Here is a 19,046-nt window from a genome sequence, read left to right as displayed (position 1 = left end):
CGGGGGGTCGCCTCCCGCACAGCCACCCAGATTCAGGAGCGAAACTGTGTTTAGCAGCCCCGAGGAAGTCCTCACGTTCATTGCTGACGAGGACGTCAAGTTTGTCGACATCCGCTTCACCGACCTGCCAGGTGTCCAGCAGCACTTCAACGTGCCCGCCAAGAGCGTGGACGCAGACTTCTTCGTCAACGGTCAGCTCTTTGACGGCTCCTCCATCCGCGGCTTCCAAGGCATCGCGGAGTCTGACATGCAGCTCATCCCGGACGTGACCACGGCCTTCCTTGACCCGTTCCGCGCCAACAAGACGCTCGCGATGAACTTCTCCATCGTGAACCCGCGCACCGGCGATCCCTACCACCGCGATCCCCGCGGCGTGGCCGAGCGTGCCGAGGCCTACCTGGCCTCCACCGGCATCGCGGACACCGCGTTCTTTGCCTCTGAGGCCGAGTTCTTCATCTTTGACGACGTGCGCTACCAGTCCACCGCGCAGTCCTCCTTCTACTCTGTCGATTCGATCGAGGCCCCTTGGAACACCGGCCGCGAGGAAGAGGGTGGCAACCAGGGTTACAAGACCCCCATCAAGGGCGGCTACTTCCCGGTGGCCCCCACCGATAAGCAGTCTGACCTCCGCGACGAGATCTGCCTCGCGCTTGAGGCCGTTGGCCTTGAGGTTGAGCGTGCCCACCACGAGGTTGGCGCGGCCGGTCAGGCGGAGATCAACTACAAGTTCAACACCCTGGTTCACGCCGCGGATGACCTGCTGAAGTTCAAGTACATCGTCAAGAACGTTGCCGATGACTGGGGCAAGTCCGCCACCTTCATGCCCAAGCCGCTCTTTGATGACAACGGCTCTGGCATGCACTGCCACCAGTCGCTGTGGAACGGCTCCGAGCCGCTGTTCTACGACGAGAAGGGCTACGCGAACCTCTCAGATACGGCCCGCTGGTACATCGGCGGCCTGCTCAAGCACGCCTCCTCCGTGTTGGCCTTCACCAACCCCACGGTGAACTCCTACAAGCGCCTGGTGAAGGGCTTCGAGGCCCCCGTGAACATGGTTTACTCGCAGGGCAACCGCTCCGCCGGTATCCGCATCCCGATCACGGGTTCCAACCCCAAGGCCAAGCGCCTTGAGTTCCGCGCACCGGATGGTTCCTCCAACCCGTACCTGGCCTTCTCCGCGCAGTTGATGGCTGGCATCGACGGCATCCGCAACCGCATTGAGCCGGCGGATCCCATCGACAAGGACCTCTACGAGCTCCCCGCTGAGGAGGCCAAGGACATTCAGAAGGCCCCGGCTTCCCTGGAAGAGGCGCTGGAGGCACTGCGCGAGGATCACGAGTATCTGCTGGCCGGCGACGTCTTCACCGAGGACCTCATCGAGGCCTGGATCAGCTACAAGTACGAGCAGGAGATCCAGCCGCTCTCCATCCGCGTGAACCCGTTTGAGTTCCAGCTGTACTACGGCGTCTAATCTGCCAGCACACCCCCTGCCCGACGGCGTGTGGTGAGCAACCGAGGGCCCGTCACCTTTTCAGGTGGCGGGCCCTCGGCGTTCTCGGGCGCCCGGCAAAGGTGTCGCGGAGCGCTCCTGCCCGATGGACGTGTTGCCAACCTCGACTGCGGCCGCCGCTGGCCATCCGCAGATATTCAGCTCAGAAATGAACCAGTACCCTCGGCTGTAGTCGGCATACACAGGCAGACCCTGCTCCAGCTTTCGCGCGGCCTGGGGCTGTCAGCTTGGGTCTCCCTGGCCAGCACGGATCAGACTTTGACGATGTTGAGGGCGTCCTCGACCAGCCGGATGAAGAGCTGCCGTGTGGGGATCTCGGGGTGCCCTCTAGAGGGACCGAAAAGGCCGCGCCGAGCGGCACGATCTGGGCGGGCTGTGAGGGCTCACCAGTCGCTGGTGAGCGTCGTGCCGATTGAGGAGCGACACGGCCGCGTGTGGCAAGCACACGTGAGGCTGTGGCAGCACGACGCCGCGGTGCCAGTACGGTAACTAGACGCCTTGCAGTCTTCGAACGGGCTACTCATGCGCCCACATCCGCGGCAACCGGGTGTACTACAAGCTCAGATGTCACCTATCTGTGCGGCAGTACGTACGTCATCACGGATCCCCGTCTACGTCAGGCACTCTTGGGTGCGCAGCAGCGCCCTGTCCACTGTCGCCGGCGCCACCTTGAGGGTCCGTGCCACCGCGCGTTGGTTCATGCCGGCAGCGAGCGTCGTGTGCATGGCCTCAACGTCGTTCTCGCCCAGTGCCGGCGGACGTCCGCCGACGCGTCCGCGGCTGCGAGCGGCTTCGGGGCCGGCCACGGTTCGGTCGCGAATGAGATCTCTCTCGAACTGGCTGAAAGCGCCGGCTAGGTGAAACACCAAGCGCCCAGCTGGGGTGCTGGTGTCGATCGCCTCCGTGACACTCATCAGATCCACACCCCGCTCCCCCAACCCCGTGACGATCGCGAGCAGGTCGGTCATCGAACGTCCCAAGCGGTCCAAGCGCCACACCACAAGCGTGTCGCCAGCATTGAGATGATCCAGGGCGGCCGCGAGCTGCGGACGGTTCCTGTCGGTGCCGGTGGCGTGGTCTGTGAACACTCGCACGCATCCAACGCCCTGCAGCGCGTCGATCTGTGCTGCGGCGTCCGGAGCGACTGTGGAGACCTGGGCATGCCCGATAAGGTGCCCGCTCCCGGTGCTCACATTCATGCCCGCACCGTGTCGGAGCAGTTTCGGAGCACCCTTGGTTTCGTGCCAGCGTTTCGAGTCACCCAATTTACGGCGTGCCGCGCGGCTCACTCGGGGAGACCCAGACTCCGTCATCCTGGTCCTGCGCCACCTCCAGCGGCTCCAGCTGCTCCAGCTGCTCTAGGAGCTCTAGGAGCTCTAGATCTTCGACGCCGACCACTATGGCCGCGAGCTGGCCCCGAAGCTCCGGATCCTCACTTTGCTCCCATGACTCCACTCTCGCTTCCAAGGTCAGGAGCCTCCAATAAACCCAGAGCGGGTCAACACCGATAGAAGAGCCTAATTAAAACAAGCAGGGACGGAGCCACACATATTTATGTGCGCTCCGCCCCAAAAGCAGGAACACTTACTTCGCGTCGGAACTATCGTCTTGGATGGGATGATCCTCTACCACTTCTCTTCGAGGCAACGGAAGCTCAGGAAATCGGGTGTCTCCGGAAGAAAGGCCAGAGTCGTAATCGTCACGGCTTCGATCCGGAACTGATTGGCCGGCCAAGCGATTAATGGTGTCCCCGACATCTCGGATCCAGTGTTTCCAATTGAATTTCATTCATCCTCCCTAGTCCTTGATGGGTCAGCTCCAGCGTCCAATGCCGTAATATGGAGTTGTGTTCTTGATGAGGGCCGAGGGCTTGCCTGAAACGTTACCCCACGGTACGGAGTTCGTTCCAGATGTACCGCTGTTGATAAGATAGTATTTTGACCAGAGCCCGAAGTCGCTGCCGTTGTATCCCTTGTAGTATCCAAGACCCTGAAAGGAGACCCTGGCTCCACCCTGATTGACTGAAAAGTTGTACATCTTGCGGGTTGCTGCCGTCGTACCAATGTAAGCCGATGTCCAAGACGACCTGACTTCTTGGACGGGCCAAACATTGAAATCTACGGTGTAGGACGCCAGGGCTGATGCATGTGTGTTTTTAGAAACACTGTTGGGTGATCTCGCCTCAAGTCGCCGATTGGACTCGTCTAGAGCGACCCGAACCCTGGCCTCATCTTGAGGTTTTACAACACCAGGCTCAATGCCAGCCTCTGCTGCCACATCCGGCATCACGACCAACGCATCTTCTGCAGACGTGGGAAGTGGGTAGAACGTCTTGCCGTCAATGTGCTCTGCACTTGCGGCATCCACAACATAGATATCCGAATCAACGGGCGAGGCCGCCGCCGCAGGGGGGCGGCCACCGTTCCAGTAGCAATGAGAGTAGCTAAAGCAACCCCATTGACAAGCAGGTTCCTCATCTTCATTTCAAGCTCCAATCCCGTACACCGATAATGATCCCGGTGACTCCTGACGGTTGACGATTACGCACTAATTACATATCACGGTAGGCCCGCGCCCAAAATTTGGCAAGAGCTCCGCGTACACCGCTGACGAGAGCCGACCTGCATTCATCTACACTCGAACATCCATGACCCAAAACGTGCTCGTCGAAGCGGAAACGAACATCAAGTTCAGAAAGCAACGGTCGCAAGCAGTCCAGTAGCGGCCGGCGCAGCTCCCGACGCTTATTCCGGCAGCCCGAGTCCTTGAATCCATGGTGTTCACCTCCTGACTTGCCAGCTGTAAGTGCTTATCTAGGAGAGCAGGTGCGGATCCCCGACGAAGGGTGTAAGCGCATTGAACAGGAGCTCTCCGAAGGTGGGGCCCCACTCTTCAGCCAGGTCCTCCGCTTGCTGCTGCGGCTGTAGGGGCATCTGCACAGATGTGTCCCCCGCTCGATGCCACGTAGGTACGGCGGCCGATGGGCCAGCCCCGGACCTGCGCTCGCCACGGCCACGCTCAAAGCCTCACCTTCTTGCGCCCCTGCTTGGCCCCTCCATCTCTGCGGGGCCTCCCAGGTGCTCGCTTACTCGCGGTCATGGCGGTCCTTTCAGTATCATCCACGACCACGACGGGCGCCTGCTGGTACCCGAGATCCTCCGTGACGTAGGTGAGGACTGCCATGTTCCGGAAGATGCGAAGCAGTCTGAGACATTGCTCGTCACGCTGTCTGTATGAGCGCCTCCGGTAACGGCTGATGGATCCACGCGGCCTCGCTATACGGGTTCTCGTTCGACACCGGCTGACAGGCCCACGGACTCTCGTGATGCCCCATGACCAGATCTGGCCCGGTCCCGTGGCCAGCAGTTCGGGCTTCTTCCGCGCCGCATGGGTGCCCTGGCGGCGACGCTCACCCGCCGCTGCGTGTGTGCGAAGGAGTCGGTTCATGCTCGGCGATGTCGTCGACGGCCGGGATGATCACCGCTGCCGCGGCTTCTGGATGCCCTTGCTCTCGGAGAGCGTCTCCAAGAGCGCGTGTGTTTTTCCCAAGATGTCCAACAGCGCCTTCGTCCGCTCGAGCTCGGCCTCGGCTGCCTTACGCCACTCGGTCATGTGGGAGGAGTACAGGTGCTCGCGGCGCAAGATCGCGTCCCGCTCACCGTGGTCGGCGGCAAGCAAGCAAAGATTCGGGGCGACGCCCTACCGTCAGACAGCCCCCACGTTCCCTGCCACGGGGCTCGATGCGCGCAACCCCCCCAGAGTTAGCCGCGCCTTCAAGTGAACCTCCGCCCACTCCCGCTCCGGGACCGAATCTGAGGTAATCCCACCGCCCACCCCCACGCTGGCGGCGTCGGCCGTCATCACGGCGCAGCGGATGGCCATGGCCAGCTCCACCGTTCCACCCGGGCCAACGGTGCCGAAGCACCCCGAATAGAGCCCGCGCGGGACCGGTTCCAGGTCCTGGATCAGCTGCGCGGCCCTGTGCTTGGGCGCCCCTGTCATGGAGCATCCCGGCGCCAGCGATCGCAGCACCTCCCCCACGCTCACCCCTTGCTCCACCGTCCCACTGACCTCGCTCACCAGCTGGTGCAGGCCCGCATAGGAATCCACGCCCCAGAGCCGTTCCACGCGCACGCTGCCGGGCTCGCACACGCGGCTCATATCGTTGCGCGCCACGTCGACGATCATGAGATTTTCGGCCCGTTCCTTGGGATCCGCGGCGAGCGCCTGCGCCTCCAGCGCGTCAAGCTCCGGGTCCGGGACGCGGGCTCGGGTGCCCTTGATGGGGTGCGTGCGTGCCCGGCGGGCACCGTCCAGTCTCAGCAGCAGCTCCGGAGAGGCGGCGACCAGGCTGACCTCACCCAAGCGCAGCAGCGCGAGGTGTTGGGTGGGGCTCGCCTCTCGCAGGGCAAGGAACGTCTCGAATGCGTCCCACTCCCCTGCCACGGTGGCGCGGGTGGTGAGGCAGAGGACAAAGACCTCGCCCTCCACGATGGCCGCCTGGGCATCCGCGACCGCCCCGAGGTATTCCTCGCGGGTGTGCGCCCACAACACCTTGCCCGACGACGGTGGCTGGGCTCCGCCTGCCAGCGGCCCCTCGGGTGCGGGGCCGGACTGCGCAACGCCAGCTTGCACGGGGCCGGACCGCGCGGGGCCGGTTTGTGCAAAAGCGGTCAGCGCAGCCGCCCACCGCTGACGCGCCGCGGCACAAAGCCGCTCCCGTTCGGGGCCGCGCACCGAGTCTTGGACCACCCACCGGGGCGGGGAGTCGGGGGTAAAGCGCACGCCGTCGAGCACGTGAAGGAAGCGGTGACCGCCGTGCTCCTCGCCGTATCCGGGCACGCCAAGCGCCCCGCGCATGCCCTCGTAGCTGAGCCAGCCGGTCCACCCGAGCCCGGGGTCCGCCGGGGCCCCCTCCGGTTGCTGACCCACGATCAAACTCTCCAGCAGGGAATCCACCTCGGCACCGCTCAGCAGGGTCTCCCCGGTGCCCACAAAGGCGGACCCGGTGACGGCATCCTCCGTCCACACCAGGTCACGGCCCTGATCCCAGATCACCCGCGCCAGGTCTTCCGCCTGCATGGTGGCGCTCACATGCCGCCCGGGTAGAAGAAGTCCTCAAAGACTCCGCGGGCGCGCCGGGAGATCCGCAACCAGTCCTCCTCCAGCGCCACGGCGTGATCCTTGCCGTAGCCGGTCCACTGGGCCACGGCCTGGAGCTCCTGGCGGTTGGTCGGCAGCGAGTCCGCTGCACGCCCGGTGCAGGCCACCACGGCTGCCCGGACGTCCGAGGCCAGCAGCCAGGCGCTTTCCAGCGCCGCGGCCTGCGCCGGGGTCAGCAGCTCGGCGGCCGCGAGTCCGCGCAGCGCGGCCAGCGTGCCCGTCACGCGCAGCTCTGGGTACTCGCCCGCGTGACGCAACTGCAGTGTTTGGACCAGCCACTCCACGTCGCTGAGGCCACCGGGTCCCAGCTTGAGGTGGCGCTTGGGATCGGCGCCGCGGGGCAGCCGCTCGCCCTCCACGCGGGCCTTGATGCGGCGGATCTCATACAAGTCGTGATCGCTCAGGCCGCGTTCGTAGCGCACCGGGTCAATCACGGCCGCGAACGCCGCCGCCACCTCGTCGGAGCCGGCCAACGGACGAGCCCGGATCAGCGCCTGTCGCTCCCAGACCTCCGCCCAGCGCGTGTAGTACTCGGCGTAGGACTCCACTGTGCGCACCAGGGGCCCCTGGCGGCCCTCCGGTCGCAGGTCCGAGTCCAGCTGCAGCTTGCGCTCCCCCAACACGGGCGGGGAGAGCGGCTTCTGCAACATCTGCGCCATGCCCTGAGCCAGGCGCAGCGCCTGGGCCTGTGCCGCCTCCGGATCCGCTCCGGGGGTGGGCGCGTGGACATAGAGCACGTCAGCGTCGGAGCCGTAGCCAATCTCGCGCCCGCCCTGGCGGCCCATCGCCACCACCAGCAGGTGTGTGAGCTGCGGAGTGGCCAGAAACTCGCGCTGCTCCGCGACTCGGAGCGCGCCGAGGATCGCCGCGCGGTCGGCGTCGGCGAGCGCGGGCCCCACGCCCTCCACGCCAAGCAACCCGGCGCCGTCCGCCAGCGCCGTGCGCAGCTGCTCGCGTTGCCGCAGCACCCTCACCAGGCGCATGCCGCCGTCGGGATCTTGCTGATGGCGGCGCAGCTTGGAGGAGATCTCCGTCCAGAGCCGGTCCCAGGACTCCGTCTCCAACTCCCGGTCATCGCCCAACCAAGCGGTGGACTCCGGCGAGACCTCCAGCAGGTCCGTGACTAGCCGAGAGGTGCCAAGGATGCGGCACAGTCGCTCGGCGCCCGCCGGGGAATCGCGCAGCATGCCAAGGAACCAGTGGCCGCCGCCCAGGGAATCGGAGAGGCGGCGGAAACCCAGCAGCGCGGCGTCCGGGTCCACGCCCTCTGCCATCCACCCCAGCATCACCGGCAGCAGCTGGCGTTGCACCGAGGCGGTCCGTGAGACGCCGGTGGTGAGGGCCTCGATGTGGCGCATGGCCTGGCGCGGATCCGCGTAACCCAAGGCGGCCAGGCGGGCCTGTGCGGCCTCCGGGCTCAGGCGCACCTCCTCATCCCCCAGCCGCGCGGCGGTGGCCAGCAACGGGCGGAAGAAGAGCTTCTGGTGCAGCCCGCGCACCCGCTGTTTGACCTTGCGCCAGGACTTAAGCAGCTCCGCGCCAGAGGTGCGTTGCATGGCGTCCGGATCCGCCACGCCCCTGGCCAGCACGCGCTGCTCATTCTCCCGCGTGGGCATCAGGTGCGTGCGGCGCATGCGGGTGAGCTGAATGCGGTGCTCCAGCAGCCGCAGCACCTTGTAATCCTGGCTGAACTCCGCCGCGTCCTCCCGGGAAATGTAGGCGGCCTTGCCCAGGGCGTTCAGTGCCGGAAGGGTGCCGCGCACCTGCAGGCTCTCATCCACGCGCGCGTGCACCAGCTGCAGCAGCTGCACCGTGAACTCCACGTCCCGTAGCCCGCCCGGGCCCAGCTTGAGCTGGCGGTCCACCTCCGCGGCGGGGATGTTATCCGTGACGCGGGAACGCATCTGCTGCACGGATTCCACAAAGCCTGGACGTTGTGAAGAGGCCCAAACATAGGGCCCGACGGCGTTCTCATACTCCGCGCCGAGGCTGCGGCACCCTGCGATGGTGCGCGCCTTGAGCAACGCTTGGAACTCCCAGTCCCGCGCCCAGCGCTCCAAATAGTTCACGTGGGAGTCAACGCTGCGCGAGAGGGCTCCGTCCTTGCCCTCGGGGCGCAGATTGGCGTCCAGCTCCCACAGGGCAGGCTCCTTGCCGGGCGCGGACACGGCGCGCGTGGTGGCCTTGGCGAGCTCCGTGGCCAGGGTTGCTGCGGCGTCCTGCGTCTGCTGGCTGGCCTCCGGGTCCACGCTGTGTACGTAGATGACGTCCACATCGGAGATGTAGTTCAGCTCCCGGGCGCCGCACTTGCCCATGCCGATCACGGCCAGGTGCACGGCGGAGGTCTGGAGTTCCGGGTGCGCGGCCGCCACCTCGGCGCGGGCAATCGCCAGCGCGGCCTCCACTGCCGCCCCGGCCAGGTCCGCCAGCTCCACGGCCACCCAGCCCACGGCGGCCACCGGATCCGCCACGCTGACATCTCGCAGCGCGCAGTCCACCAGCGCGGCGCGGTAGGCCGAGCGCAGGGCCTCTGCCCCCTCGGCGCCGCTCAGGCCAGCCACCGGCTCGGCATCCTCCGGGTCGGCGCCAACGGCCAGCAGCAGCTCCTCGCGCAGGTCCTGCGCATTGGCAGGGATGAAGTCCCTGTCGCGTTGCAGGGCAACCAAGCCAAGGTGCCCTGGGTGGCGCACCAGGAAGTCCCCCAAAGCCTCAGAGGCACCCAGGAGGCGGAACAGCGGGCGGTGCGCCATGACGTCGTCCGCCAGGGCCACCACGCCCGGCGCGCGCTCCGCCAGGCGCACCAGGCCCATCAGGGCCTGGTCCGGGTCAGCCGCCAGGGCAAGACCTCTCAACAGGCGCTCGGGTGAGGCGGCCTCCAGCTCGGCGGCAGAGAGGAAGCGCCGCGCCCGTTCAACGTCGAGGAAACCCGCGCCCAACAGGGCGCGAGTGCTCACCTCTTCCGCGGGGGACACGCTCAGAGCATGCCGAGGTAGCGGTTCAGTTCAAACGGGCTCACGTCGTGGCGGTACGCATCCCACTCGTCCTGCTTATTGCGCAGGACCGACTCAAAGACCCGCTCCCCCAACACCTCTGCCATGAACTCGGAGTTCTCCATGGCGCGCATCGCGTCGTGGAGCGAGCCCGGAAGCGGGTTGTGGCCCAGGGCGCGGCGCTCCGAGGTGGTCAGGCTCCAGACATCATCCTCTGCGGCGGGGCCCAGCTCGTAGCCCTCCTGGATGCCCTTGAGCCCGGCACCAAGCACCACGGCGTAGGCCAGGTACGGGTTGCAGGCGGAGTCGATGCCGCGATATTCGATGCGAGCGCTCTGGCCCTTGTTGGGCTTATACAGCGGCACCCGCACCAGGGCGGAGCGGTTGTTGTGCCCCCAGGACACGTGGCTGGGGGCCTCACCGCCGCCCCACATGCGCTTATAGGAGTTCACAAACTGGTTGGTCACGGCCGTCATCTCCGGCGCGTGGCGCAGGATCCCGGCGATGAACTGGCGGGCTGTGGTGGAGAGCTGATACTCCTGCCCAGCCTCAAAGAACGCGTTGCTGTCCCCCTCAAAGAGGGAGAAGTGGGTGTGCATGCCAGAGCCCGGATGCTCAGAGAAGGGCTTGGGCATGAACGTGGCGTAGATGCCCTGCTGCAGGGCCACCTCCTTGACCACGGTGCGGAAGGTCATGAGGTTATCCGCCGTGGTGAGGGCGTCCGCGTAACGCAGGTCAATCTCGTTCTGACCCGGTCCGTTCTCGTGATGTGAGAACTCAACGGAGATCCCCACATCCTCAAGCATCGTCACGGCCTGGCGCCTAAAGTCTTGACCCACGCCGCCGGGCACATGATCAAAGTAGCCACCCTGATCCACGGGGCGCGGCTTGCCGTTGGCGCCAAGCTCATCGCTCTTGAGCAGGTAGAACTCCACCTCTGGGTGGGTGTAGCAGGTGAACCCCAGGTCAGCTGCCAGGTTCAGCTGGCGCTTGAGCACATGGCGAGGGTCCGCCGGGGAGGCGTCCCCATCCGGGGTCAGAATGTCGCAGAACATGCGGCTGGTGGGTTCCACCTCGCCGCGCCACGGCAAGATTTGGAAGGTGGAGGGATCCGGGCGCAACAGCATGTCGGACTCAGAGATCCGCGAGAGCCCCTCGATGGATGAGCCGTCAAAACCCAGGCCCTCCGCGAAAGCTCCCTCAACCTCTGCCGGTGCCAGCGCCACCGACTTCAGTGAGCCGACGACGTCGGTGAACCACAAGCGCACAAAGCGTACGTCGCGCTCCTCGATGGTGCGCAGGACGAACTCTTGCTGACGATCCATGACCTCTCCTGGGGGCAGGCGGGCCGGCGAAAGGCCGGTGGGTGCGGGCGCGCGGGGCGCCCGCCTCCACTCTAACCAGAGGAGCCTGACTCCTCCTCGGCGGCGCCGCAGGGTTCACACGACTGAAACATGGTTCAGCCGTCCTGGCCTAGTCCTCCGCGTCCTCGCCATCCCACGCCTCGTTGCGCGCCTTCACCTTGGCGGGCGCTGCCGCGGCCTCCTCGCGGGTCTTGTACGGCCCAATCAGCTGCGTCCAATCCGACTGCGGGCCCACCTCCACCTCATGGGTGTTCACGTTGTACCAGTAGTCGCCCTCGCGCGCATCCGACATGGTCTACTCCTTCGTGTTGCTTGACGTGGCGCGTCCCCGGTGGGGACACCTCGTTGCAAAACACCCTAGCCCGCGCGCACGCCTCCGGCGAGGAATAGACTGCAGATCATGCCCGCCGCCTCAGCCCCCCTGGGAACTCTCGTCCCCGGCACCGTGTCCCCCCGCCGCCCCGTTCCTCACTCGATCCCCCGTCCCGAGTACGTGGACCGCCCGGCACCGACCCCCTTCACCGGTTCGGAGGTCAAGGACGCCGACACGCTCAGCCGCATCCGCGTGGCCTCCCGCATCGCGGCGGACGCGCTGGAGCTGGTCGGAGAGCACGTGCGCCCAGGGGTCACGACGGATGAGCTGGACCGGGTGGGCCACGACTACCTGATCTCCCACGGCGCGTACCCCTCCACCCTGGGCTACCGCGGCTTCCCCAAGTCTCTGTGCAGCTCCATCAACGAGGTCATCTGCCACGGCATCCCGGACACCACCGTGGTCCAGGACGGGGACATCGTGAACATCGACATCACCGCCTACATCGGCGGCGTGCACGGGGACACCAACGCCACCTTCCTGGCCGGGGACGTGGATGCCGAGTCCGCGGCACTGGTGGAGCACACCAGGGAGGCGCTGCGCCGCGGCATCAAGGCCGTGAAACCGGGCCGCGAAATCAACATCATTGGACGCAGCATCGAGGTCTACGCCAAACGGCACGGGCTAGGCGTGGTCAGGGACTTCACGGGGCACGGCGTGGGCGAGGCCTTCCACACCGGCCTGGTGGTTCCGCACTACGACGCCGCGCCGGGCTACTCCACGGTGATCCAGCCCGGTATGGTTTTCACGATCGAGCCGATGCTGACGCTCGGTGGCATCGAGTGGGATCTGTGGGCCGATGACTGGACCGCGGTGACGCGCGATCGCCGCCGGACAGCCCAGTTCGAACACACGCTGGTCGTCAACGAGGACGGCGCAGAAATTCTGACCCTCCCGACCTCCGCCGGCGCCTAAGCTCCGGCCACGTACAGGAAGTACACGACTCGTATGGGACACCACGACTCCGCCTCTCACCGCTATGCCATCGGCATCGACATTGGGGGCACCGGCATCAAGGGCGGCATCGTCGACCTGCGCAAGGGCAAGCTGGTGGGCGAACGCTTCCGCCTGGACACCCCCAAACCCGCCACCCCGGAGGCCGTGGCCATGACGCTCGCGGCCGTGGTCGCCGAGCTGACCTCGCGCCCCGAGGCCCCCGCAGCGCACACCACGGTGGGCGTCACCTTCCCCGCGATTGTTGCGGACGGCGTGACTCTCTCCGCGGCGAATGTGGACAAGTCCTGGATCGGCACGGACGCGGACGCGCTCTTCACCGCCACGCTCGGCCGCCCGGTGCGCCTGATGAACGACGCCGACGCCGCTGGGCTGGCCGAAGCGATCTACGGCGCAGGCAAGGAGACGGAGGGAACCGTCATGACCATCACGCTCGGCACGGGCATCGGTTCCGGCATGGTCAGCAACGGCCGCCTGGTTCCCAATACCGAGCTGGGTCACCTGGAGATTGACGGCCACAACGCCGAGTCCCAGGCCTCCGCCACCGCGCGGGAGCGCGATGGCCTCAGCTGGGAGGAGTACGCGGTCCGGTTGCAGCGCTACTTCAGCCACGTCGAGTTCCTCTTCACCCCGCAGCTCTTCATTGTGGGCGGCGGCATCTCCAAGCGCAGCGAGGACTTCCTGCCTCTGCTGAACCTCAAGACCCCCATCCTCCCCGCCAAGCTCAAGAACAACGCCGGGATCGTGGGGGCCGCGCATCACGCCACCCAGGTGAGCAAGGACAAGGCGAAGAAGGCAGAGAAGGCCGAAAAGGGCGCCTAAGACACCCGGTGACAGCACAGGCCCAGCACCCGAACGGGTGCTGGGCCTGTGCTGTTTTGCCGGCAGTAGTGCCGACCGGCAGTTGTACCGACTGGCAGCTGTGCTGACCGGCAGTTGTGCTGGCGTGCTACCGGCGACGGCCTGGGCTTCCCCTCCCACACCGCCGCCGGTGTCCGTGGCTCCCGGCTAACGCGCCGTGAGCGGTCTCTGGGCCGGTGCCGCGTCGCCGTGGTCCTCACGCAACGTGGCGATCGCGGCCTCGAAGTCCGCCAGGGTTTCAAAGTCCTGGTAAACACTCGCAAAACGAAGATAGGCGACCTGATCCAGCCGGCGCAAGGGAGCAAGGATGGCCAGGCCAACGCGGTGGGCGTCCACCTCCGCTGCGCCCTCGCCGCGAATGCTCTCCTCCACCTCCTGGGCCAGCAGTGCTAGGTCATCATCAGAGACCGGCCGCCCCTGGCACGCCTTGCGGACACCGTTGATGATCTTGGCTCGGCTGAAGGGCTCTGCCACGCCGGAGCGCTTCAAGACGGAGAGGCTCGCGGTCTCCAACGTGGTGAAGCGGCGGCCGCAGTTGCTGCACTGACGACGGCGGCGAATCGCCGAGCCGTCCTCAAAGACTCTCGAGTCCACCACGCGGGAATCTGGGTGACGACAATATGGACAGAACATGGCCCTGACTCCTTTCCTCGTGGGGATCTGCCAACGCCGCCTCGGCGCTGGCACTCGTGCGCCAAGCATAGATCCACGACTTGTGAAACAACAACAAGAAGCTGTGAAATCCCCCGGCTACGCCAGGCTGGAGCGCACATCCACCGCGTCGCCGTGCGCGGGAAGGTCCTCCGCATCCGCCAGCGTGCGCACGTGGCCGGCCACCTGGGCCAGCCCGGCACGCCCGTAGCGGATCTCCTGTTGGGCCTTCAGGAAGGTGGCGGTGTGCAGCCCGGAGGCGTGAAGGGCAGTGCCCAGGGTCGGAAGCACGTGATTTGACCCGGCGGAGTAGTCGCCAAGGCTCACGGGTGAGTACTCCCCCACAAACACCGCGCCGGCATTCACAATCCGCTCCGCCACGGCGTCCGGATCGGCGGTGTGGATCTCCAGGTGCTCCGCGGCGTAGAGATTGGCGGCACGCACGGCGGTGTCCAGGTCCGCGACGAGCAGCACCCCAGACTGCTCACCCGTCAGCGAGGTCACCACGCGCTCGGTGTGCTTGGTGGCGGCCACCTGCCGGGCCAGCGGCTCCTGCAGGGCGCTCACCAGCGCCTCAGAGTCGGTGATGAGCACACTCGCCGCCTCCGGATCATGCTCCGCCTGCGAGATCAGGTCCGCTGCCACAAACTCCGGGTTCGCGGTGGAATCCGCGAGGATGGCGATTTCCGTTGGCCCGGCCTCCGCGTCGATACCCACGAGGCCCTTGAGCAGGCCCTTAGCGGTCGCCACAAACTTGTTGCCGGGACCGGTGATGAGGCTGACCGGGGCCAGCGCCTCTGGAAGCCCCTGCTCCGGGTCCGCTTCCAGCCCGTACGCCAGCGCGGCGATGGCCTGGGCGCCGCCCATGGCGTACACCTCGCTCACCCCGAGCAGCTGCGCCGCGGCAAGGATGGTGGGGTGCGGGAGCCCCGAGCCATCGCGCGCGGGCGGGGACACCAACGCCACCGAGCTCACGCCCGCCGCCTGCGCCGGGACCACATTCATGATCACCGAGGACGGGTACACGGCCAGCCCGCCGGGCACGTACAACCCCACACGCTGCACGGGGACCCAGCGCACCGTGACGGAGGCATCCGCGCCAAAGCTTGTGGTGACGTCCTGCGGGAGCTGGTCCGCGGCGAAGGCCCGCGCCCGGTCGATGGAGGCCTCGAGGGCCGCCCGGATGGCAGGGTCCAGCTCCTCCAGGGCCGCCACCAACGCGGCGGCCGGCACGCGCAACCGAGCCGGGCGCACGCCGTCGAACCGCTCAGAGAACTCCTGCACGGCAGCGGCGCCCCGGCCACGCACCTGGTCCAGAATGGCGCACACCGCGGCCTCCGGTCCGTCCCCCGGGGCGCGATGCAGGCGCGGCAGGGCGGCCAACAACTCGGCATCGCTCGGGGCGGCACTGCCCGGGAGGGTACTGCTCTTCGCGGCACCGCGCAGATCGGTGACGGACAGGCTCAGGTTCGCAAGATCACTCACCCCACCATTCTAGTGAGGCGTGCCCCAGGGCCCGCCCACGTGACGCGCGGCCCGCGCCCTTCAGCCGTCAGCCGTCAGCCGTCAGCCGTCAACCGTTAGCCGTCCAGGCAGGTGGGACCCAAGAGCACCTTCAGGTCACCGAAGAGCGCCGGGTTGGGGCTCACGCGGAAGGCGTGTCCCAGCCGCATGATCTCCACCGACTGGGTCCCGTGCAGCTTCACCCTCACCTCGGATTGCCCCGGGTGGGCCCGCAGCACGTCCGCCAGGCGTTGAATCACCGGCTCCGTGGCCTTATGGGTGGGCAGCGAGAGCACCACCGGGCCCGTGGTGCCATCCTCCACGATGTCCGGGATCCGCAGCTCCTGCGCGGAGAGCGTGATGGAACCGTCGTCGCGGCGCTGCACGCGGCCGGTCACCACCACAATCAGGTCCTCTGCAAGGACCGTGGCAATGGGCTGGTACGCCTGCCCAAAGAACATGACCTCCATGGAACCGGAGAGGTCCTCGATCTCGCAGCGGGCATAGGGGTTGCCGGAGGATTTGGCCACGCGGCGCTGCAGGCCGGAGATCATGCCGGCGATCGTCACACGCTGCCCGTCCGCCGGCCCGTCCTCGGAGACCACGCGGTTCACCGCCATGTCCGCCTGGCTGGCCAACATGTCATCCAAACCCTTCAGCGGGTGATCGGAGACGTAAAGCCCCAACATCTCTCGCTCAAAGTTCAGCTTGTCCTTCTTGTCCCACTCCGGAAGCGGCGGAACCTCAATCTCCAGGGCGTTCATGAGCGAGTCATCACCGGACATGGAGAACAGGTCAAACTGGTTGGCCGCCTCGTTGCGCTTGAGAGAAACTGCCTGCTCCACGGCCTCCTCATGCACGCTCAAGAGCGCGCGCCTGCTCTCCCCCAGGGAATCGAAGGCGCCGGACTTGATGAGGGACTCGATGGTGCGCTTGTTGCAGACCACGGCGGGGACCTTGTTCAGGAAGTCCGCAAAGGACTCAAAGCGGCCCTTCTCCTCGCGGGCGGCCACCATCCCGTCCACCACGTTGGAGCCCACATTGCGGATGGCGCCCATGCCGAAGCGGATGTCGCGGCCCACGGGCGTGAAGGTCAGGTTCGACTCATTCACGTCCGGGGGCAGCACGGAGATGCCCATGCGGCGGCACTCGTTCAGATACAGCGCCGACTTGTCCTTGTCATCTCCCACGGAGGTGAGCAGGGCGGCCATGTACTCGGCCGGGTAGTGGGCCTTGAAGTAGGCGGTCCAGTAGGAAATCAACCCATAGGCGGCCGAGTGCGCCTTGTTGAAGGCGTAGTCGGAGAAGGGCAACAGGATGTCCCAGAGCGACTTGATGGCCGGCTCGGAGAAGCCGCGATCAAGCATGCCCTGATGGAAGCCGGCGTACTGCTTATCCAGCTCCGACTTCTTCTTCTTGCCCATGGCGCGGCGCAGCAGGTCCGCCTGGCCAAGGGAGTAGCCGGCCACCTTCTGCGCAATGGCCATGACCTGCTCCTGATACACGATCAGGCCGTAGGTGGTATCCAGGATCTCCGCGAGCGGCTCCGCCAGCTCCGGGTGGATGGGGGTCTTTTCTTGCAGATCGTTCTTACGCAGCGCGTAGTTGGTATGGGAGTCCGCGCCCATGGGGCCCGGTCGGTACAGCGCAATGACGGCGGAGATGTCCTCAAAATTATCCGGGCGCAGCAGGCGAAGCAGCGAGCGCATGGGCCCGCCGTCCAGCTGGAACACGCCCAGCGTGTCGCCGCGGGAGAGCAGCTTGTAGGACTCCGCGTCGTCCACCGCAAGGCGTTCTAGGTCAATCTCCTCCCCCGTGTTGATCTGCACGTTCTCCAGGGCGTCGGAGATGATCGTGAGGTTACGCAGGCCCAAGAAGTCCATCTTGATCAGACCAAGCGACTCACAAATGGGGTAGTCCCACTGCGTGATGACCTGGCCGTCCTGGATGCGGCGCATGATCGGGACCACGTCGATGATGGGGTCTGAGGACATGATGACGCCGGCCGCGTGCACGCCCCACTGACGCTTGAGCCCCTCCAGGCCAATCGCCGTATCAAACACCTTGCGGGCGTCCGGATCGGTCTTCAGCAACTCCCGGAACTCCCCCGCCTCGCCGTAGCGTTTGGCATTGGTGTCCTCGATGTCCGCCAGGGAGATGTCCTTGGCCATGACGGCAGGCGGCAGCGCCTTGGTCAGTTGCTCACCCATGCTGAAGGGGAAACCCAGCACACGTGAGGAGTCCTTCAGCGCCTGCTTGGTTTTGATGGAGCCGTACGTGACGATCATGGAGACCTTCTCCGCCCCATACTTCTCCGTCACGTAGTGGATGGTCTCCGCCCGGCGGCGATCATCAAAGTCAACGTCGAAGTCAGGCATGGAGATGCGTTCCGGGTTGAGGAAGCGCTCAAAGATGAGACCGTGCTCTAGCGGATCCAGGTCGGTGATGCGCATGGCGTACGCCACCATGGAGCCGGCGCCGGAGCCGCGGCCCGGCCCCACGCGCACCCCGTGATCCTTGGACCAGTTGATGAAGTCCGCGACCACCAGGAAGTAGCCGGGGAAACCCATCTTGATGATGATGTCCAGCTCGTAGTCCGCCTGCTTGCGGGACTCCTCCGGGACGCCATCCGGGTATCGGTAGTGCAGGCCCTTGTCCACCTCCTTGATGATCCAGGAGTTCTCATCCTCGCCCTCAGGGGTGGGGAACTTGGGCATGTACTTGCCGATGGACTGATCAAACTCCACCTCGCAGCGCTCGGCGATCAGCAGCGTGTTGTCACACGCCTCTGGGAGGTCGCGAAACAGCTCCCGCATCTCCCGTGGGGACTTCAGGTAGTAGCCGCTGCCGCTGAAGGCAAAGCGCGAGCCGCCCTGATCATAGGTGGGCTCCAGCAGATTGGAGCCGGACTGGATGGCCAGCAGCGCCTCGTGTGCCTTGGCGTCCTGCTCGTGCGTGTAGTGCAGATCGTTGGTGGCCACCAGCGGAATCTGCAGCTGCTTGGATAGGCGCAGCAGGTCCTGACGCACCCGATTCTCGATGGGAAGGCCGTGGTCCATCAGCTCGCAGAAGTAGTTCTCTTTGCCAAAGATGTCCTGGAACTCCGCGGCGGCCTTCACGGCCTCCTCGTAGTGGCCAAGGCGCAGGCGGGTCTGCACCTCGCCTGAGGGGCAGCCCGTGGTGGCGATGATCCCCTCGGAGTGCCGCGAGATCAGCTCGCGATCAAAGCGCGGCCACTTGCCAAAAACCGAGTCAAGGGAGGCGCTGGAGGCGGCGCGCGTGAGGTTCTGCCAGCCGGCGTTGTTCTGCGCCCACATGGTCATGTGGGTGTATGCGCCACCGCCAGAGACGTCATCCTTGCGCTGGCTTTCCTCACCCCAACGCACGCGGGTCTTGTCACCGCGGGCTGTGCCGGGGGTGACGTAGGCCTCGATCCCGAGGATGGGACGGACCCCGGCCGCCTTCGCTTTATTCCAAAAATCAAAGGCGCCAAAGAGATAGCCATGATCGGTGATGGCCAATGAATCCATCCCGAGGCGTTGCACCTCCTCGAACAGATCGCCCAAACGGGCGGCTCCGTCCAGCATGGAGTACTCGGTGTGGTTATGGAGATGGACGAAACCGTCGTCAAGGCTGCCTGGCACCCATCCATCCTAGCCAGTGACCCCGACGACTTG

Annotated in this window: 15 protein-coding genes; 3 read left to right on the top strand and 12 right to left on the bottom strand. The window is 66.0% G+C overall.

Going from position 1 to position 19,046, the window contains the following annotated elements:
• Nucleotides 1–46: 46 nt before the first annotated feature.
• Entirely contained in the window at nucleotides 47–1,471 is a 1,425-nt protein-coding gene (glnA, locus tag DWQ67_RS02290; protein ID WP_121483946.1) for a type I glutamate--ammonia ligase, read from the top strand.
• Between the two features lie 650 nt (nucleotides 1,472–2,121).
• On the opposite strand, the gene DWQ67_RS02285 is transcribed toward glnA (DWQ67_RS02290), so the two are convergent.
• The 9 genes from DWQ67_RS02285 to DWQ67_RS02255 form a co-directional block, all read right to left on the bottom strand.
• Nucleotides 2,122–2,709, bottom strand: coding sequence for a recombinase family protein (locus DWQ67_RS02285; RefSeq protein WP_121483945.1), 588 nt, complete (start codon nucleotides 2,707–2,709; stop codon nucleotides 2,122–2,124).
• Nucleotides 2,710–2,776: 67 nt separating this feature from the next.
• Complete coding sequence (locus tag DWQ67_RS02280; protein ID WP_121483944.1) at nucleotides 2,777–2,965, bottom strand: hypothetical protein; 189 nt, start codon at nucleotides 2,963–2,965, stop codon at nucleotides 2,777–2,779.
• A gap of 357 nt (nucleotides 2,966–3,322) precedes the next feature.
• Entirely contained in the window at nucleotides 3,323–3,877 is a 555-nt protein-coding gene (locus DWQ67_RS13575) for a hypothetical protein (protein WP_147433585.1), read from the bottom strand.
• Nucleotides 3,878–4,323: 446 nt separating this feature from the next.
• A complete protein-coding gene (locus DWQ67_RS14190; protein WP_267899638.1) occupies nucleotides 4,324–4,449 on the bottom strand; it encodes a hypothetical protein in 126 nt (41 codons plus the stop codon).
• 538 nt (nucleotides 4,450–4,987) lie between these two features.
• Complete coding sequence (locus DWQ67_RS02275) at nucleotides 4,988–5,188, bottom strand: hypothetical protein (RefSeq protein WP_121483943.1); 201 nt, start codon at nucleotides 5,186–5,188, stop codon at nucleotides 4,988–4,990.
• A gap of 27 nt (nucleotides 5,189–5,215) precedes the next feature.
• Nucleotides 5,216–6,604 carry an anthranilate synthase component I family protein gene (locus tag DWQ67_RS02270; protein ID WP_121483942.1) on the bottom strand — a complete coding sequence of 463 codons (1,389 nt, stop codon included), beginning with the start codon at nucleotides 6,602–6,604 and terminating at the stop codon, nucleotides 5,216–5,218.
• The gene (locus DWQ67_RS02265) at nucleotides 6,601–9,645 is read right to left on the bottom strand and encodes a bifunctional [glutamine synthetase] adenylyltransferase/[glutamine synthetase]-adenylyl-L-tyrosine phosphorylase (protein ID WP_233555868.1); all 3,045 of its coding nucleotides are present in this window, start codon (nucleotides 9,643–9,645) and stop codon (nucleotides 6,601–6,603) included. Before DWQ67_RS02265 ends, DWQ67_RS02270 begins: the two co-directional genes overlap by 4 nt.
• A 2-nt stretch (nucleotides 9,646–9,647) precedes the next feature.
• Nucleotides 9,648–10,988, bottom strand: coding sequence for a type I glutamate--ammonia ligase (glnA, locus tag DWQ67_RS02260; protein ID WP_121483941.1), 1,341 nt, complete (start codon nucleotides 10,986–10,988; stop codon nucleotides 9,648–9,650).
• A 148-nt stretch (nucleotides 10,989–11,136) separates the two neighbouring features.
• The gene (locus tag DWQ67_RS02255) at nucleotides 11,137–11,319 is read right to left on the bottom strand and encodes an SPOR domain-containing protein (protein WP_121483940.1); all 183 of its coding nucleotides are present in this window, start codon (nucleotides 11,317–11,319) and stop codon (nucleotides 11,137–11,139) included.
• 108 nt (nucleotides 11,320–11,427) lie between these two features.
• Here DWQ67_RS02255 and map point away from each other — a divergent pair, with 108 nt between their 5' ends.
• Together map and ppgK are read left to right on the top strand one after the other, a co-directional pair.
• Nucleotides 11,428–12,315 (top strand): type I methionyl aminopeptidase, encoded by an 888-nt coding sequence (gene map, locus DWQ67_RS02250; RefSeq protein WP_121483939.1) that lies wholly within the window; start codon nucleotides 11,428–11,430, stop codon nucleotides 12,313–12,315.
• 33 nt (nucleotides 12,316–12,348) lie between these two features.
• Nucleotides 12,349–13,176, top strand: coding sequence for a polyphosphate--glucose phosphotransferase (gene ppgK / locus DWQ67_RS02245; RefSeq protein WP_121483938.1), 828 nt, complete (start codon nucleotides 12,349–12,351; stop codon nucleotides 13,174–13,176).
• A gap of 186 nt (nucleotides 13,177–13,362) precedes the next feature.
• Here ppgK and nrdR read toward each other — a convergent pair whose 3' ends face one another.
• The 3 genes from nrdR to dnaE form a co-directional block, all read right to left on the bottom strand.
• Nucleotides 13,363–13,848 (bottom strand): transcriptional regulator NrdR, encoded by a 486-nt coding sequence (gene nrdR / locus DWQ67_RS02240; protein WP_121483937.1) that lies wholly within the window; start codon nucleotides 13,846–13,848, stop codon nucleotides 13,363–13,365.
• Between the two features lie 117 nt (nucleotides 13,849–13,965).
• Nucleotides 13,966–15,351 carry a histidinol dehydrogenase gene (gene hisD / locus DWQ67_RS02235; RefSeq protein WP_407645776.1) on the bottom strand — a complete coding sequence of 462 codons (1,386 nt, stop codon included), beginning with the start codon at nucleotides 15,349–15,351 and terminating at the stop codon, nucleotides 13,966–13,968.
• 95 nt (nucleotides 15,352–15,446) lie between these two features.
• Nucleotides 15,447–19,013: a DNA polymerase III subunit alpha gene (dnaE, locus tag DWQ67_RS02230; protein WP_121483936.1), complete on the bottom strand. Its 3,567-nt coding sequence runs from the start codon at nucleotides 19,011–19,013 to the stop codon at nucleotides 15,447–15,449.
• Nucleotides 19,014–19,046: the final 33 nt, after the last annotated feature.

Source organism: Galactobacter caseinivorans, assembly GCF_003640665.1.
GTDB classification, from domain to species: domain Bacteria; phylum Actinomycetota; class Actinomycetes; order Actinomycetales; family Micrococcaceae; genus Galactobacter; species Galactobacter caseinivorans.
The sequence above is the reverse complement of the archived record's forward strand: the minus strand, read 5'-3'. Positions and strand labels throughout refer to the sequence as shown.

Coding starts and splice junctions, on each gene's coding strand:
- map (WP_121483939.1), top strand. CDS start 11,428: ATGCCCGCCGCCTCAGCCCCCCTGGGAACTCTCGTCCCCGGCACCGTG.
- glnA (WP_121483941.1), bottom strand. CDS start 10,988: ATGGATCGTCAGCAAGAGTTCGTCCTGCGCACCATCGAGGAGCGCGAC.
- DWQ67_RS02255 (WP_121483940.1), bottom strand. CDS start 11,319: ATGTCGGATGCGCGCGAGGGCGACTACTGGTACAACGTGAACACCCAT.
- ppgK (WP_121483938.1), top strand. CDS start 12,349: ATGGGACACCACGACTCCGCCTCTCACCGCTATGCCATCGGCATCGAC.
- DWQ67_RS02285 (WP_121483945.1), bottom strand. CDS start 2,709: ATGAATGTGAGCACCGGGAGCGGGCACCTTATCGGGCATGCCCAGGTC.
- nrdR (WP_121483937.1), bottom strand. CDS start 13,848: ATGTTCTGTCCATATTGTCGTCACCCAGATTCCCGCGTGGTGGACTCG.